Annotated in this window: 15 protein-coding genes; 12 read left to right on the plus strand and 3 right to left on the minus strand. The window is 61.9% G+C overall.

Annotated elements, in window-relative coordinates; genetic code table 11:
* Positions 1-18 precede the first annotated feature (18 nt).
* The 3 genes from QN224_RS20185 (at position 19) to QN224_RS20195 (ending at position 2,773) form a co-directional block, all read left to right on the plus strand.
* Positions 19-1,023: a zinc-binding alcohol dehydrogenase family protein gene (locus QN224_RS20185; RefSeq protein WP_283978105.1), complete on the plus strand. Its 1,005-nt coding sequence runs from the start codon at positions 19-21 to the stop codon at positions 1,021-1,023.
* A 10-nt stretch (positions 1,024-1,033) separates the two neighbouring features.
* Positions 1,034-1,366 carry a cupin domain-containing protein gene (locus QN224_RS20190; RefSeq protein ID WP_283978106.1) on the plus strand — a complete coding sequence of 111 codons (333 nt, stop codon included), beginning with the start codon at positions 1,034-1,036 and terminating at the stop codon, positions 1,364-1,366.
* A 753-nt stretch (positions 1,367-2,119) separates the two neighbouring features.
* The gene (locus QN224_RS20195) at positions 2,120-2,773 is read left to right on the plus strand and encodes a hydrolase (RefSeq protein ID WP_283978107.1); all 654 of its coding nucleotides are present in this window, start codon (positions 2,120-2,122) and stop codon (positions 2,771-2,773) included.
* 275 nt (positions 2,774-3,048) lie between these two features.
* Here the strand turns inward: QN224_RS20195 and pepT are convergent, their stop codons facing one another.
* Both pepT and QN224_RS20205 read right to left on the minus strand, forming a co-directional pair.
* Positions 3,049-4,281, minus strand: coding sequence for a peptidase T (pepT, locus tag QN224_RS20200; RefSeq protein ID WP_283978306.1), 1,233 nt, complete (start codon positions 4,279-4,281; stop codon positions 3,049-3,051).
* A 209-nt stretch (positions 4,282-4,490) separates the two neighbouring features.
* The gene (locus QN224_RS20205; RefSeq protein ID WP_283978108.1) at positions 4,491-5,441 is read right to left on the minus strand and encodes a LysR family transcriptional regulator; all 951 of its coding nucleotides are present in this window, start codon (positions 5,439-5,441) and stop codon (positions 4,491-4,493) included.
* Positions 5,442-5,535: 94 nt separating this feature from the next.
* Between QN224_RS20205 and QN224_RS20210 the strand changes: the two genes are divergently transcribed.
* From QN224_RS20210 to QN224_RS20250, 9 genes are all read left to right on the plus strand, one after another.
* Positions 5,536-6,411 (plus strand): dioxygenase, encoded by an 876-nt coding sequence (locus QN224_RS20210; protein ID WP_283978109.1) that lies wholly within the window; start codon positions 5,536-5,538, stop codon positions 6,409-6,411.
* On the plus strand, positions 6,408-7,469 hold the full coding sequence (locus tag QN224_RS20215) for a maleylacetate reductase (RefSeq protein WP_283978110.1): 1,062 nt from the start codon (positions 6,408-6,410) through the stop codon (positions 7,467-7,469). Before QN224_RS20210 ends, QN224_RS20215 begins: the two co-directional genes overlap by 4 nt.
* Before the next feature lie 40 nt (positions 7,470-7,509).
* Complete coding sequence (locus QN224_RS20220; protein ID WP_283978111.1) at positions 7,510-8,790, plus strand: ABC transporter substrate-binding protein; 1,281 nt, start codon at positions 7,510-7,512, stop codon at positions 8,788-8,790.
* A 131-nt stretch (positions 8,791-8,921) separates the two neighbouring features.
* A complete protein-coding gene (locus QN224_RS20225) occupies positions 8,922-9,641 on the plus strand; it encodes an ABC transporter ATP-binding protein (protein ID WP_173513414.1) in 720 nt (239 codons plus the stop codon).
* Positions 9,641-10,360, plus strand: coding sequence for an ABC transporter ATP-binding protein (locus tag QN224_RS20230; RefSeq protein WP_173513415.1), 720 nt, complete (start codon positions 9,641-9,643; stop codon positions 10,358-10,360). The genes QN224_RS20225 and QN224_RS20230 overlap by 1 nt, the downstream gene beginning before the upstream one ends.
* Complete coding sequence (locus QN224_RS20235) at positions 10,347-11,210, plus strand: branched-chain amino acid ABC transporter permease (RefSeq protein ID WP_283978112.1); 864 nt, start codon at positions 10,347-10,349, stop codon at positions 11,208-11,210. The genes QN224_RS20230 and QN224_RS20235 overlap by 14 nt, the downstream gene beginning before the upstream one ends.
* 9 nt (positions 11,211-11,219) lie before the next feature.
* Positions 11,220-12,305 carry a branched-chain amino acid ABC transporter permease gene (locus tag QN224_RS20240; protein ID WP_283978113.1) on the plus strand — a complete coding sequence of 362 codons (1,086 nt, stop codon included), beginning with the start codon at positions 11,220-11,222 and terminating at the stop codon, positions 12,303-12,305.
* Positions 12,298-14,052: an FAD-dependent monooxygenase gene (locus tag QN224_RS20245; protein WP_283978114.1), complete on the plus strand. Its 1,755-nt coding sequence runs from the start codon at positions 12,298-12,300 to the stop codon at positions 14,050-14,052. Before QN224_RS20240 ends, QN224_RS20245 begins: the two co-directional genes overlap by 8 nt.
* Positions 14,053-14,060: 8 nt before the next feature.
* Entirely contained in the window at positions 14,061-14,954 is an 894-nt protein-coding gene (locus QN224_RS20250) for an intradiol ring-cleavage dioxygenase (RefSeq protein ID WP_283978115.1), read from the plus strand.
* A gap of 48 nt (positions 14,955-15,002) precedes the next feature.
* Here QN224_RS20250 and QN224_RS20255 read toward each other — a convergent pair whose 3' ends face one another.
* Complete coding sequence (locus QN224_RS20255) at positions 15,003-16,076, minus strand: sn-glycerol-3-phosphate ABC transporter ATP-binding protein UgpC (RefSeq protein WP_283978116.1); 1,074 nt, start codon at positions 16,074-16,076, stop codon at positions 15,003-15,005.
* Positions 16,077-16,079 lie beyond the last annotated feature (3 nt).

Below are 16,079 nucleotides of genomic sequence, written 5' to 3' on the forward strand. Positions count from 1 at the left end.
CCATGAAAGGGGAAGACCATGAATATGCTGACTGACACGAAGGCCGCAAAGGCGTTGCGCGTTTCGCAAGCCTCTGCCGATCTCGACAATCTGCTGATCGACGTCGTCGACGTCAGCGTGCCACGCCCCGGACCGGGGCAGGTGCTGGTGGAGATCATGGCGGCGGGTGTCAATCCCAGCGATGTCAAAGCCTCGCTCGGTCACATGCCGCATGCGGTCTGGCCGCGCATTCCCGGGCGCGATTTCGGCGGCATCGTCCGGGAAGGCCCGAAATCGATGATCGGAATGGAGATCTGGGGGGGCGGCGGCGAACTCGGCATCAGCCAGGACGGCAGCCATGCCAGATGGATGGTGCTCGACCAGAAGGCGGTGCGCGAAAAGCCCAAGAATTTCACAATGGAGGAGGCAGGGTCGATCGGCGTGCCGTTCATCACGGCCTATGAAGGTTTGCGTGAGGCAGGCGGCGTCCAGCCAACCGATGTCGTCCTCGTCTGCGGCGGCAACGGCAAGGTCGGACAGGCGGCGATCCAGCTTGCGACGATGGCTGGCGCCAAGGTCTTCGCCGTCGAGTACAACGACCAACCATTGCTCGGCCATACCAATGCGCCGGTTGAAATGCTGAACAGCGGCCGCGACGACGTGGCGGCGATCGTTCGGGAAAAGAGCGGTGGCCACGGCGCGGATATCGTCTTCAATACGGTCGGCAGTCCCTATTTCGAGATCGCCAACAAGGCGATGGCGAAACAGGCCCGACAGATTTTCATCTCCACCTTCGATCGAGCCGTGCCGTTCGACATCTTCAACTTCTTCCGCGGCCGCCACAAATATATCGGTATCGATACCCTGGCACTTTCCTCGGTCGATGGCGCGCGCATCTTCGACCGGCTGAAACCGAAATTCGAGGAGGGCCTGCTGAAGCCTTTCCCGATCAATCCCGCCACCGTCTACGGCTTTTCCGACGCCGCCAAGGCCTATGCCTCGGTGCTGCGCGGCACGCCGGAACGCGTCCTCCTGAAGCCGTGAGGTTTTGCGGATGCAGGTGACCCTCTGTCGAGAGGCGAAGCCCTACGAGGCGGCGGAGCATTACGACATGCGCTGCCTTCGTCTCCAGGGGAAGGAGGCGACGGACACAGATACGATCTGGGTCGGTCTGTCGCATCTTCTCCCAGGGGCGCGCACATCGCTGAAGGATGCGCCCGTCGAGAAGATCTACGTCTGCGTTGCCGGCGAGGTAACGATCGAGACGCAGGACGAGACGGTAACGCTAGGATATCTCGACAGTTGCCGTCTTGCGCCAGGCGAGGCGCGCGCGCTGTCGAACCGAACAAATGCCCCAGCATCGGTGCTACTTGCGATGCCTGCGTGAAATGGCCTCAACGCATCAAGGAGCAGCCGGCTCGGCCGCCGGCTGCTCACGCCGAAGGACTGTGTGGCCGACAGATCGATCAAAAAGTCGAGAAGACCACCATGAGCACTGCGGCCCAGAATAGGGCCGATAGTTCAGCCGCTACGAGAAACCCAATAGTGGTGTCACTCATATGATCCTCCTTAGGCAAACCTCCATTGCCAGGAGGAACTATAGGGGACGGCTGAAGGTTCCGCTACCCAATATCGTGCGGACTGCCCACGGAGGCATTTCTCCATTGGATCACGTGAGCAGCGAATAGATCAGAGCGCCAACGGAACCCCAGAAACCAATCATTACCAGCGACATCGCGAGAACGAAGATCTTAGTCACGGCAAAACTCCACAACCTTTACGCAGGTGGGAACAACTACCGCAGCGCTAAGCGCTTGGTATCGGCACTAAGTCTGAGAAGAGTGGGACTATGGTCTGACATGCCCCTTCGGAGGGGGTCGCCTCATCGACCCAGACACAGCGGCATGCTGAGAACGTCTCGGTATGCAAAATCTGGAATGAATGGTTTTCCACCATTTCGATTTTCCGCCGCAGGCAACCCGCCTATTCTCCAAAGGTGTCAGGACAGCACTGCGGAATTGCCATGATCGATATCGGATCCCGCAAATTCAAGACGATGTCCCGTCGAGCGCTGTTCCTTCTACGCCCTCGTCGTTGACCGACCAAAACGCTCACAGATATGAAATCCAACGGAGACCACATGCCTCACGCTCAACCGACGCCCGGTAAGACGCTTCTTTCGCCGCCCGACCATACGCTCATCATGATCGACTTCCAGTCGCAGATGGCGCTTGCGACGAAGTCGATCGACGCGACGCTTCTGCGCAACAATGCCGCGCTGGTCGCCCATGCCGCCGCCGGCTTCGGCGTATCGACCATTCTCACCACCGTCGCCGAGAAGAGCTTCTCGGGCCCGATGTTCGACGAGATCACGGCGGCCTTCCCCGGCAAGGCGATGCTCGACCGCACATCGATGAACACCTGGGAAGATGCTGCGGTGATCGAGGAAGTGAACGCGATCGGCAAGCCCCGCATCGTCTTTGCCGGTCTCTGGACAAGCGTCTGCATCGTTGGTCCGACGCTCTCGGCGCTCGACCAGGGCTTCGAGGTCTACATTATCACTGACGCTTGCGGCGATATCTCCGAGGAAGCGCACGAGCGCGCCGTCGAACGCATGGTTCAGGCCGGCGCCCGCCCGATGACTTCGCTTCAGTACCTGCTCGAACTGCAGCGCGACTGGGCGCGCGGCGAGACCTATGAGATGACAACCGGCATCGCCAAGACGTTCGGCGGCGCCTACGGCCTCGGCATCACTTACGCCAAGACGATGTTTGGCGCGTCCGAAGGACACTGACCTCTCCCAAGGCAGGGCGCGCCTGCCGTTCCGTCCGCAGCAGGCAGCGGACGGAACGGCCCTTTAACGACGGAAGGACGTTGTCGATGAAAACGTCCTTTCTTTCGCTTGGGCCGGGGCCATCTGCCGCAGGGCAGGGGGTAGACCTGCCGGCGCCGGCGGAGGCAGTGTGCGGCCCGAACTGCCGCACGCACCTGGAGTGTAATCTAACTCGTTGCAACTACGCCATCCCGGGCGCAAAACCGCTACACGGTTTTCCTGGAAATTGCCCTAAATTAGGCGCGCTCCTCCCAAATCTTCGCCAACTCGACGAGCGTCCTCACACTTTTGTCCATATCCTGGCGGCTGATCCATTCGAGCGGCGAATGAAAGGCATGTCCGCCAGCGAAGATGTTGGCACAGGGCAGGCCCATATACGACAGCCTCGAGCCATCGGTGCCGCCGCGAATGCTGCCGCGCACCGGCACCATGCCGGCGCGTCGGATCGCCTCCATGGCGTTCTCGACGATCTCCGGATGGCGATCGAGGATCGCCTTCATGTTGCGGTACTGCTGCTTGACCTCGAACGTGTAGCTCGAACCGGGAAAGTCCGCCATCACGCCATTCACGATGTCTTCGAGCATCGCTTCCTTGACAGCAAGGCCGGCCTCATCGAAGTCGCGGACGATGAAGCCAAGCGTGGCTTTTTCCATCGAACCGGTCACGCCGATCGGGTGAACGAAGCCGTCTCGGCCCGCCGTCGTCTCGGGGGCAATGTCCTTCGGCAAGCGGTCGATGATCGCGCCGGCGATCTTGATGGCGTTCTCCATTTTTCCCTTGGCGAAGCCGGGATGGATCGCGACGCCCCGGATGGGGATTTCGACGCCGTCGGCCGAGAAGGTCTCGTCCTCGATATGGCCGGCCGTTTCGCCATCCACCGTATAGCCGAATTCTGCCCCGAGCTTTTTCAGATCGATCTTGTCGACGCCGCGGCCGATTTCCTCGTCCGGGGTGAAGAGAAGCTTGATCGTACCGTGCCGGACGTCCGGATTATCGACGAGGAATTGCGCAGCCGTCATGATCTCGGCAAGGCCGGCCTTGTCGTCGGCGCCGAGCAGCGTCGTTCCGTCTGTTGTGATGATGTCGTTGCCGATCTGGTTGCCAAGCTCCGGATTATCGCTGACGCGGATGACCTGCTGCGGATCGCCTGAAAGCCGGATGTCGCCACCGGCGTAGTTTCGCACGATTTGCGGCTTGACGTTGGCGCCGGTGAAATCGGGCGCGGTATCCATGTGCGAGCAGAAGCAGATCACGGGCACCGGCTTGTCGACATTCGACGGGATCGTCGCATAGACATAGCCGTGCTCATCGAGATGCGCATCGGTGAGACCGATCGCCAGCAATTCCTCGACCAATATCCGCGCGAGGTTCTTCTGCTTTTCGGTAGAGGGCTGCGTCGATGACTTGGGATCCGACTGCGTGTCGATGACGACATAGCGGAGGAAGCGATCGGTAACGGTATCGGTCATGGCGGGTCCAATCTGTTCGTCAGCGTTGGGACCGCTATAGCCTTCGCCAGCCTTCCCGTGAACGCATTTTTGCCGAGCGGCGGGTGCTCTACCGAAGCGAACTACAGCGCCGCGCGTCTTATCAGACGCGCCAAAGGCGTTGTAGCCTTTGAATTGTTTCATGTTTTTGTCCTTAAATCGACTACGGTTTAAGGAACATGCAGTAGACGTCACGCGCCCCAGATGACGGACTGCTCATGCCGCTTGATGAGGTGCTTGAGGTTGTCGAACCCCGTGCGAACATGCCGGGCGAATTGGTCCACGGCGGGCGTGCGCGGGGCGTCCGAGCGTTTGAGCAATCCGAGTGCCCGCTCCGGATGGGGAATAGAGACCGGCAGTGCCGTGATGGATCTCTGGCTCCGGAGCGCGAATACGACACTGTGGGGCAGGATCGTCAGCGCGTCCGCAGCTTTCATGTAGTTGACGACGCTCATCAATGAGCCGCCGGAATAGCGGATCTTGATCTCGGTCGCGCCGAAGGAGAGAAGCATGCTGCGCAGATCGGCAAGCAGCGGGCTGCCCGGCGGCGGCGCGATCCAAGGAAACGCGAGCAGATGAGCAGGTTGCGGCCGTCGCTTCATCAGCAGCGGATGCGTTACCCGGCACGCAATCACATTGCGGCCCGGCAGTATCTGCTGGAACTCGAGCCCCGATCCTTCGTCCAGGATATCGATTGGACAGATGGCGAGGTCAATCTGATCGGCTTTGAGTGCCGCGCGAAGATCGGGAAAGTAGCCGTAGCTCTGGTCGATGCGGACGTCGGGATAAAGGTTCTGGAATTCCGCGATCATGCCGGCAATGAGCCCGTCCATGAAAAAAGGCGTGCCTCCGAGACGCACAACGCCGCTGTGGCCGACGCGGAAGCTTTCGACGGTATCGGAGGCTTTGCGCGATGCTGACAGCATGATCTGGCCGTGGTCGGCCAAGGCGCGCCCGAGCGGTGTCGGCTGCAATGGCCGGCGGCCCTTGATGAAAAGCGGCTCGCCAACCCGCCTTTCCAAAAGGGCAAGGGTGCGCGAGACGGCGGGCTGCGATAGCCCGAGCAGGGCCGCACCCTCTGTCACGCCGCCGGCCTTCACGACCGCGGCGAGCTGGATCAGATGGCGTTCATCGAACTTCATAGCATTTGGTTATATTAAATCGGAATAAAATCATCAACGCCTTTGCCGTCCTGGGTTAGCTTCTTCAGCAACAGTCGATGTCTTGGAGGAGAGTATGTCGTCGGGGCCACTGGCGTTGAATTTCAGCGAGGCAAACTCGTCCGAGATTTTCGCGCAACGACTTCCGCAAGTAAGCGACAAGCGGTTGCCGCAGGCTCTGGCGGCGGTTGTCATGCACCTTCATCAAGTCATCAGGGAATTGCGCCCGACCCCGGCGGATTGGCGTAACGTCATCGCCTTTCTGACCGACGTCGGCCATGCCTCGGACGAGCGCCGCCAGGAATGGGTACTGCTTTCCGATCTGTTCGGTGCCTCGGCGCTTGTCGAGGAAATCAATTCGCGTCGCCCTAAGGGCGCGACACCGAATACGGTTCGCGGCCCGTTCTTTCGCGCCGATGCGCCCGACCTGCCGTCGGGCAGCGACATTTCGCTGGATGGCATCGGCGAAAAGCTCGAGGTTTTTGCCCGCGTGCGGGACCTCGATGGCCATCCGATCGCCGGCGCGGAAGTCATCACCTGGCAGGCCAATGCCGAAGGCTTCTACGAGAACCAGCAGCCCGATCTTCAACCGGAATTCAATCTGCGCGGCATCTTCAAGACGGACGAGGAAGGCGGTTTTTGCTACCGGACCGTCAAGCCTTCCGGCTATCGCGTGCCCGATGACGGTCCAGTAGGCAAGCTCTTGCGGCAGGCGGGATATCCGCTATGCCGCCCGGCCCACCTCCACTTCATCGTCAGGGCGCCCGGCTTCGAGACGATCACCACGCATGTCTACGACGCAAGCGATCCCCATCTCGGCGAGGATGCAATCTTCGGGGTCAAGGAGGCCCTTGTTCGCGAGTTCAAGCGGCTGGATGGGAAAGGGGCGCCGGCCTGGCGGCTCGATTTCACCTTCGTGATGGCGCGCGCAAGGCAAGGAGCGGATGCATGAACCGCAATTTCGTCTATAGCGGCAGCCCAGCTCATATCGTCTTCGGCCAAGGCAAAAGCGCTCAGGCCGGGGAATGGGTGGAAAGAATCGGCTGCAAGAAAGCGCTCGTGCTCTCTACGCCCCAGCAGCAGACCGATGCCGAAGTGCTGGCGGAACGCCTCGGGCCACTCGCTGCCGGCGTTTTTGCGGGCGCCGTCATGCACACGCCGATCGATGTGACCGAGATGGCGATGGAGATCGTTGCGCGAACCGGCGCCGACTGCGTCGTTTCGCTCGGCGGCGGCTCGACTACCGGTCTCGGCAAGGCGATCGCCTATCGAACCGACCTGCCGCAGATCGTCATTCCGACGACTTACGCCGGCTCGGAGGTGACGCCGATCCTCGGGCAGACCGAGGGCGGGCGGAAGACGACCGTGCGTCATCCGAGCATCCTGCCGGAGGTCGTGATCTATGACCCAGCGCTGACATTGGGACTGCCGGTCGGCATGAGCATCAACAGCGGTTTGAACGCGATGGCGCATGCGGTAGAGGCGCTTTACGCTCAGGACCGCAATCCGATCTCGACGCTGATGGCGGCCGAGGGGCTTCGCGCCTTCGAGACGAGCCTGCCGAAGATAGCCGAGGCTCCGAGCGATATCGAGGTGCGCGCCGACGCCCTTTATGGTGCCTGGCTTTGCGGCACAGTGCTCGGCACGGTCGGCATGGCGCTGCACCACAAGATCTGCCACACGCTTGGCGGCACCTTCGACACGCCGCATGCCGAAACGCATGCAATCATGCTGCCGCATACGGCCGGCTACAACGCCGCCGCCGTTGCGGAACTGCTGGCTCCGACCGCCGAGATGTTCGGTGGCTCGGTCGGCGGCGGCCTTTGGGACTTCGCCAGGAAAATAGGCGCTCCACTGGCGCTGAAGGACCTCGGCTTAGGCGAGCCAGATCTCGACCGGGCAGCGGAGATCGCCACGGAGAATCCCTATTGGAACCCGCGCCCGGTTGACCGGCGATCCATTCGTGACCTGCTGCAGGATGCCTGGGAGGGCAGGCGGCCGACACGCTGAAAACACTCTCTGGGAGGAGAGGGAAATGGGAGGAGGAACTATGTTTACCAGGCGTGATTTCTTGAAAACCACGGCGGCGACGGGGGCGGTTGCCGTCACGTCCGGACTTTCCATGCCGGCGATCGCGCAGAACGCGCCGGTCAAGCTTGGCTATGTCAGCCCCCAGACCGGGCCGCTCGCCGCCTTCGGCGAAGCCGACAAATTCGTCATCGACAGCTTTCTGGCTGCGACCAAGGCGATGGGCCTCAACTACGAGGTTGTCGTGAAAGACAGCCAGTCGAACCCGAACCGTGCAGCGGAAGTCGCCAAGGAATTGATCGTCACGGACGAGGTCAACCTCGTGCTGGTCGCGTCCACTCCGGAAACGACCAACCCGGTCGCGACCACCTGCGAGGCGGAGGAAATGCCTTGCATTTCCACAGTTGCTCCATGGCAGCCATGGTTCATCGGCCAGCAAGGCAATCCGGGCGACCCGAGTTCCTGGAAGCCCTTCGATTATGCCTATCACTTCTTCTGGGGTCTGGAAGACGTCATTGCCGTCTTTACCAATATGTGGGCGCAAATCGAGACCAACAAGCAAGTGGCCGGTCTCTTTCCCAACGACGGCGACGGCAACGCCTGGGGCGACAAGACGGTCGGCTTCCCGCCCGTCCTGGAAAAGATGGGCTATGCGCTCACCGATCCCGGCCGCTACCAGAATATGACGGATGATTTCTCCGCGCAGATCAACGCCTTCAAGTCCGGCCAGTGCGAGATTGTCACAGGCGTCGTGATCCCGCCGGATTTCACGACGTTCTGGAACCAGGCGAAACAGCAGGGTTTCGCACCGAAGATCGCCTCGATCGGCAAGGCGCTTCTGTTTCCGCAAACGGTGGAGGCGCTCGGCGATGCCGGTCACAATCTCTCGTCGGAAATCTGGTGGACGCCGAGCCACCCGTTCAAGTCGTCTCTGACCGGCGAGAGTTCGGCCGAGATTGCCGGAAACTTCACCAAGGCCACGAACCGGCCCTGGACGCAGCCGATCGGTTTTGCGCATGCGCTGTTCGAACTGGCGGTCGACGTCATGAAGCGGGCGGCCGACCCGACCGACGGCGACGCCGTCGCCGAAGCAATTGCCGCCACAAGACTTGATACCCTCGTCGGGCCCATCGCCTGGGACGGAAAGAACCTGCCGCCTTTCGCTGCAAAGAATGTCGCGAAGACACCGCTCGTCGGCGGCCAATGGCGGCTCAAGGACGGCGGCGGCTACGACCTCGTGATCACCGACAACAAGACGGCGCCGGCCATTCCGGTCGGCGGCAAGATGGAGCCGATCGCCTGAGCTACAGGCGGTTACCCCTGGCCACCGGCCGACGAGGGCTGACACGCCGTATCTGTGCGGCGTCAAGCAACCATTGGATGCGCGGCGCAAGATGAACTGCCGGGCCTTTGGTCGTTTTCGGAGTGAAGCGAATGGCAATTCTAAGACTTGAAGAGGTGTCGAAGAAGTTTGGTGCTCTGACGGTCGCCGAGCAGATCTCCTTTGCCGTCGGCGAGGGCGAAGCGCTCGGCATCATCGGGCCGAACGGCGCGGGGAAGTCGACGCTCTTCAACCTCATCAATGGCAATATCGCGCCCGATAGCGGAACGATCCACTTTTGCGGTGCGGACGTCACCCGCGTGCCGCCGATGGCGCGCTGCCTTTCAGGAATGGGGCGGACATTCCAGATACCGCAACCGTTCGAGCAACTGACCGTCTTCGAAAACCTGCTCGTCGCCGGTTCCTTCGGCACGCGACGACAGGAATCGGAAGTCTCCGATCGCTGTGCTGAAATCCTTGTCGATACCGGTCTGATCGACAAAGCCAACGTGCTCGCCGGCGGCCTGACGCTCCTGCAGCGCAAACGGCTGGAATTGGCCCGCGCGCTCGCCACCGAGCCGAAGCTCCTGCTTTTGGACGAGATTGCCGGCGGCCTCACCGAAGGCGAGTGCCGCTCGCTGGTCGCCACCATCCGCGCCATCCACGCCAAGGGCGTCGCCGTGATCTGGATTGAACACGTTCTGCATGCGCTGAACTCGGTCGTCGAGCGCCTGCTGGTACTGCATTTCGGCAAGGTGATCGGCATCGGCAAGCCGGACGAAATCATGGCCTCGCGGCAGGTGCGCGAAATTTATCTGGGGATCGAGATCTGATGGCGCTGATCGAAACAAAAGGGCTGACCGCCTTCTACCGCGATTTCCAGGCTCTTTTCGGTGTTGATATCGCCGTGGACGCGGGTGAGACGATTGCCATCATTGGCGCGAACGGTGCCGGCAAGACCACATTGATGCGTTCCATTTCCGGGGTTCTCGCCAATGAGCCGGGAGCGATCCTCCATAACAACGAGCCGATCGGCGCCCTTCCGGCGCCCGACGTCCTTGCCCGCGGCATCGCCATGGTGCCGGAAGGGCGCAAGCTCTTTCCGTCGCTGACGGTCGAGGAAAATCTGCTTGTCGGCGGTTACGGCCGCAAGGCTGAGGGGCAGTGGACGCTGGAGAGCCTCTATGCGCTCTTTCCCGTTCTCAAGGAGCGTCGGCAGAGTCCGGCAACGGCGCTCTCCGGTGGCCAGCAGCAGATGGTGGCGATCGGCCGGGCGCTTATGTCAAATCCGAGCGTGCTGCTTTGCGACGAAATCAGCCTGGGTCTCGCGCCGGCGGTCGTGCGGACCATCTATGCCGCTTTTCCGCGCATTCGCGCGAGCGGCGCGTCCATCGTCATCGTCGAACAGGATATCGGCCAGGCACTGAAGGTTGCCGACCGCGTCTATTGCATGATGGAGGGACGCATCACGCTCTCCGGTCGCTCGTCGGAGCTTGGTCACGAAGAGATCCACAAGGCCTATTTCGGAGCGGAGCGCCATGAACTGGCTTGATACCATCCTCCAAGGCGTGTTGCTCGGCGGGCTCTATGCGCTTTTTGCAGCCGGCTTGAGCCTCGTCTTCGGCATCATGCGGCTTGTGAACCTCGCCCATGGCGACCTGATCGTGCTCGCCGCTTTTGCCATACTCGTGCTGACTACCTCGCTTGGCGTCAGCCCCTTTGTCGGCGCCCTCATTGCCGCGCCGCTGATGTTTACCGCCGGCTGGGTGCTGCAATACTTCCTGCTCAATCGCACATTGGGCAAGGACATCCTGCCGCCGTTGCTCGTGACTTTCGGGCTGTCGATCGTGCTGCAGAACGGACTGCTCGAAGGATTTTCCGCCGATAGCCGCCGTGTCTCCGCCGGTAGCCTCGAATCCGCATCGATCGCGCTTGGGCCGTTCAATGCCGGCGTCATGCCGCTGATGACTTTCCTTTCCGCCGTTGCCGTCATCGTCTGTCTCAACCAGCTCATTTACCGCACCGCCGTTGGTCGCGCCTTTCGCGCCACGTCGGATGATCCGGTGACGGCAGGTCTGATGGGCATCCGGCCGCAACGGATATTCGCGCTTGCAACCGGCCTGGTGATGGTCGTGGTGACGATCGCCGCACTCTATCTCGGCACCCGTGCCAATTTCGAGCCGACCTCGGGGCCGGCGCGCCTGATCTACGCCTTCGAAGCAGTCATCATCGGCGGGCTCGGCTCACTCTGGGGCACACTCGCGGGCGGTGTCATTCTCGGGATTGGGCAGACGGTCGGTGGCGCGATCAACCCCGAATGGCAGATCCTCGCCGGGCATCTCGCCTTTCTGCTGGTTCTCCTGTTCAAACCGCGCGGCCTTTTCCCGCGCGCCGTGGATTGAGGTGCATCGATGTCGCTCGTCGTTCCATCCTGGCAGGTCGAAACCCGAACCAAGGCATCGGCGCCCTTCGCTCTTGCAGCTGCCGCAGCGCTGGCGCTCGCCTTCGCGGCGCCATTCCTCGTCTCACGCGGCGCCGTCCAGGATCTGTTCTTCATCCTGACGATGCTGGTGCTCGCGCAGAACTGGAATTTGCTTGCGGGCTACGCCGGGCTGATTTCGGTCGGCCAGCAGGCTTTCGTCGGCTTCGGCGCCTATGCGATGTTCGCCTGCGTGATCCTGCTCGGCGTCGACCCGATCGCTGCAGTGCTGATCGCGGGCGTGCTTTCGATGCTGCTGGCGATACCGACCGCGTTCTTCACGTTCCGACTGCAGGGGCCGTATTTTGCGATTGGAACCTGGGTGATCGCCGAGGTCGTCCGTCTGTTGCTGGCGCAGTGGAAGGCGCTCGGCGGGGGGACGGGTACGTCGCTGCCGCGCGACGCGACCCGCGACATGATCGGCGTCGGCTTGATGCGCGACGTCTTCGACATGAAGGCCTCGGAGGCGGGCGATGCGCTCACCTATTGGCTGGCACTGATCCTGATGGTGTTGACCGTCGGCTTCGTCTACAGGCTGCTGTGCAGCAAGCAGGGTCTCGGCCTGGCGGCGGTGCGTGACAACGAGCAGGCGGCGCGCGCCGTCGGCGTCAATGCGCGGCGAATGAAGGCGCTGGTCTATCTCGCCGCATCGTTCATCACCGGCGTTGCCGGCGCGCTGATCTATGTGCAGAAGGCGCGCATTTCGCCGGACGCGGCCTTTTCGGTCATCGACTGGACGGCCTACGTGATCTTCATCGTCGTGATCGGCGGCATCGGCACGGTCGAGGGGCCGATCGTCGGCGTCATCCTGTTCTTTTTCCTGCAGAATCTCCTTGCCGGCTACGGCTCCTGGTATCTCCTGATGCTGGGCCTGATCGGCATTCTCGTCATGCTTTTCGCGCCGCGCGGTCTCTGGGGCCTCTTCTCGGACCGCACCGGCATCCAGCTTTTCCCGGTTCGCCGCCTGCTGAGGGGCGGATCACTCAATCAAGCGCATAAGGGAGGGCCTCATGGCTGACATCACCACCGACGTACTCATCATTGGCACCGGGCCTGCGGGATCGGCCACTGCCGCGCTGCTTTCGACCTATGGCATTGAAAACGTGGTGATCAATCGCTACCGATGGCTCGCCAATACGCCACGCGCGCATATCACCAACCAGCGCACGATGGAGGTGCTGCGCGATCTTGGCCGTGACGTCGAGGACGAGGCCTATATGTTCGCCGCCGAGCAGGACCTGATGGGCGAGAACGTGTTCTGTACGTCGCTTGCGGGCGAGGAGATCGGCCGCATGAAGAGCTGGGGCAAACACCCGCTCAGCCGCGCCGAGCACCAGCTGTCTTCGCCGAGCCATATGAACGACCTGCCGCAAACCTTCATGGAGCCGCTCTTGTTCAAGACGGCATGCTCACGCGGCACGCAGGCCCGGATGTCGACGGAGTATATAAGCCACGTGCAGGACGCCGAGGGCGTCACCACCACCTGTCTCGACCGGCTGACCGGCAACGAAGTCACGGTCCGCTCGAAGTATCTGATCGGCGCCGACGGAGGTAATTCGAAGGTCGCGGAGCATGCGGGCCTCACCTTCGAGGGCAAGATGGGCGTTGCCGGCTCGATGAATATCCTGTTCGAAGCCGATCTCTCCCGTTACGTCGCCCATCGTCCGTCGGTGCTTTATTGGGTGCTTCAGCCAGGCGCCGATGTCGGCGGCATCGGCATGGGCCTCGTGCGCATGGTGCGGCCCTGGCACGAATGGCTGATCGTCTGGGGCTACGACATCAATGAGCCGGCACCGCAGGTAGACGAGGCTCACGCCAAGAAGGTGGTCTGCGATCTTGTCGGCGTGCCGGACCTGGAGCCACGGATCAAGCAGGTCTCCACCTGGACCGTCAACAACATGTACGCGACGACCATGTCCAATGGGCGCGTGTTCTGCATGGGCGACGCGACGCACCGCCATCCCCCCTCGAACGGGCTCGGCTCCAACACGTCCATCCAGGATGCGTTCAATCTCGCCTGGAAGCTTGCCTTCGTGCTCAAGGGCAAGGCCGGCCCGAAACTGCTCGACAGCTACGGCGCAGAGCGCGCACCGGTCGCCAAGCAGATCGTCACGCGGGCCAACAAGTCGATCGAGGAGTTCGGCCCGATCTTCAAGGCGCTAGGCCTGCTCGATTCGATCGACCCGGTGAAGATGCAGGAGAACATGGATGCGCGCTGCAACAACACGCCGGCCGCGGAAGAACAACGGGCGGCGATCCGCAAATCCATTGCCGACAAGGTCTATGAATTCGATGCCCACGGCGTCGAGATGAACCAGCGTTATCGTTCCGATGCGATCGTGACCGACGGGCAGGCAGAGCCCGCCTTCACGAAGGATGAGGAACTGCACTTTCAGCCGACGACATGGCCCGGTGCGCGGTTGCCGCATGCATGGGTATTCTCCGGCGACGGGACCAAGGTCTCGACTCTGGACCTGACCGGCCACGGCAAATTCACGATGCTGACCGGCATCGGTGGCGAAGGCTGGGTCGAGGCTGCCCGTGCCGTCGGCAGCGAGCTCGGCATCGAAATTGCTGCCCACGTGATCGGCCCGCGCCAGCATTGGCAGGATTTTACCGGCGACTGGGCGAACGCGCGCGAAGTGCGCGATGGCGGCATCGTGCTGGTGCGCCCGGATCATCACGTCTGCTGGCGAAGCAACGTGATCGCCGCCGACCCGGTGGCTGAGCTCTATCGCGTCATGACGGCGATTCTGGGCAAGTGAGGACCACTATGGAAGCGCATGAAAGAGGCTTTTTCACCGAAGAGAACTCCATCGAGGTCGTGACCGGCCGCAACCAGAACGCCAAGGATGCGCGGCTGAAGCAGGTGATGGAGGTCGTCATTCGCAAGCTGCACGAGGCCGTGAAGGAAATCGAGCCGACGCAGGAGGAGTGGCTGCAGGCGATCCTATTTCTGACCCGAACGGGGCAGATGTGCAACGAGTGGCGCCAGGAGTTCATCCTGCTGTCGGACACGCTCGGGGTTTCGATGCTGGTGGATGCCATCAACAACCGCAAACCTTCCGGAGCTTCCGAAAGCACAGTGCTCGGACCCTTCCACGTCAAGGGAGCTCCGGAACTTGAGATGGGCGCCAATATCTGCCTCGACCACAAGGGAGAGGACCTGTTCATCCAGGGCCGGATTCTCGACACGAGCGGCAAGCCGATCGCCGGTGCGGTGCTCGATGTCTGGCAGGCCAACGACGAAGGCTTTTACGACGTCCAGCAGCAGGGCATCCAGCCGGACTTCAATTTGCGCGGCGTGTTCCGCACCGGGCCCGACGGACGGTACTGGTTCCGGGCGGTGAAGCCGAAATACTATCCGATCCCGAACGACGGGCCGGTGGGGCAGATGCTCGACTATCTCGGCCGCCACCCGAACCGTCCGGCGCATCTGCATTACATCATCAAGGCCAATGGCTTCGAGACGCTGATCACACACATCTTCGATCCGGACGATCCCTACATCAATTCCGACGCAGTGTTCGGCGTGAAGGAGAGCCTGCTCGCGGAGTTCAAGCGCACGCACGACCCGGTGCGTGCGAAGGAATACGGCTTCGAAGAGGACTTTTGGGAGGTGGAGCACGACTTCGTGCTGGCGCGCGCCGGCGAAGCGCGCAGTTGAAGCAGAGGGTGGCAAGCCTTGCCGAACGGCTTGCCGCCTCTCTCTGCGTCAGGTCAAGCGCCGTCCGTCCGCAGAGAAAAGCCGTCGCTTATTTTCGTCGACCGAAAGCATTATCGTGCTGCCGGCATTGACAGCCGGCCCCGAGCGATACTCGGCAATGAGCGGCTGGCCGTCGGCAAGCTGGCAATAGAGATACTGGGTGCCGCCGAGATATTCGGCAAAATCGACCTTCGCAGGAATGGATTCGGCTCTCCCGTCCGCGACGAAAAGATGTTCCGGCCTTGCTCCGAAGGAAACCTTGTCTCCGATTTGCAAATTCTCCCCTGCGATCGGCATGGACATCTCGCTCCCCGCAACGCGAACGCGTCCATTGCCTAGCCATGTGGCACCGAGCAGGTTCATGCGCGGCGAGCCGATGAAGCCCGCGACGAAGATGTTCGCTGGATTCTCATAGACCTCGCGCGGCGTTCCCTCCTGTTCAACGCGTCCGTCCCGCAGCACGACGATCCTGTCGGCGAGCGTCATCGCCTCGGTCTGGTCATGAGTCACGTAGATCATCGTATTGCCGAGCTCGCGATGGAGTCTGGCGATTTCGATGCGCATCGAGACACGCAACTCCGCATCGAGGTTGGAAAGCGGCTCGTCGAAAAGAAAGACATCGGGTTTGCGCACGATCGCCCGTCCGATGGCGACGCGCTGGCGCTGGCCGCCGGAAAGCTGGCCCGGGCGACGGTCGAGCAGGTGGTCGATCTTCAGGATCGCGGAGGCGGCTTTCACGCGCGCGTCGATTTCGGCCGTCTCGGTGCGCGCCATTTTCAGACCGAAGGCGAGATTTTCGCGCACGCTCATATGCGGATAGAGGGCATAGGATTGAAAGACCATCGCAATGCCGCGGTCGGATGGATCGAGGTCGGTGACGTTGCGGCCCTTGATCTCGATCTCGCCATCGGTGACCTCCTCGAGGCCAGCAATCATGCGCAGCAAGGTCGACTTGCCGCAGCCGGACGGGCCGACGAAGACGACGAACGAGCCTTCCGCAATCCTAAGGTCAATGCCGTGGATAACCTCCAGGCTGCCGAAGCTCTTGCGAATGTCCGTCAATACCACTCCCGTTTCGTTCATGCC

Source organism: Sinorhizobium sp. 7-81 (assembly GCF_030124405.1).
Lineage (GTDB): Bacteria > Pseudomonadota > Alphaproteobacteria > Rhizobiales > Rhizobiaceae > Sinorhizobium > Sinorhizobium psoraleae.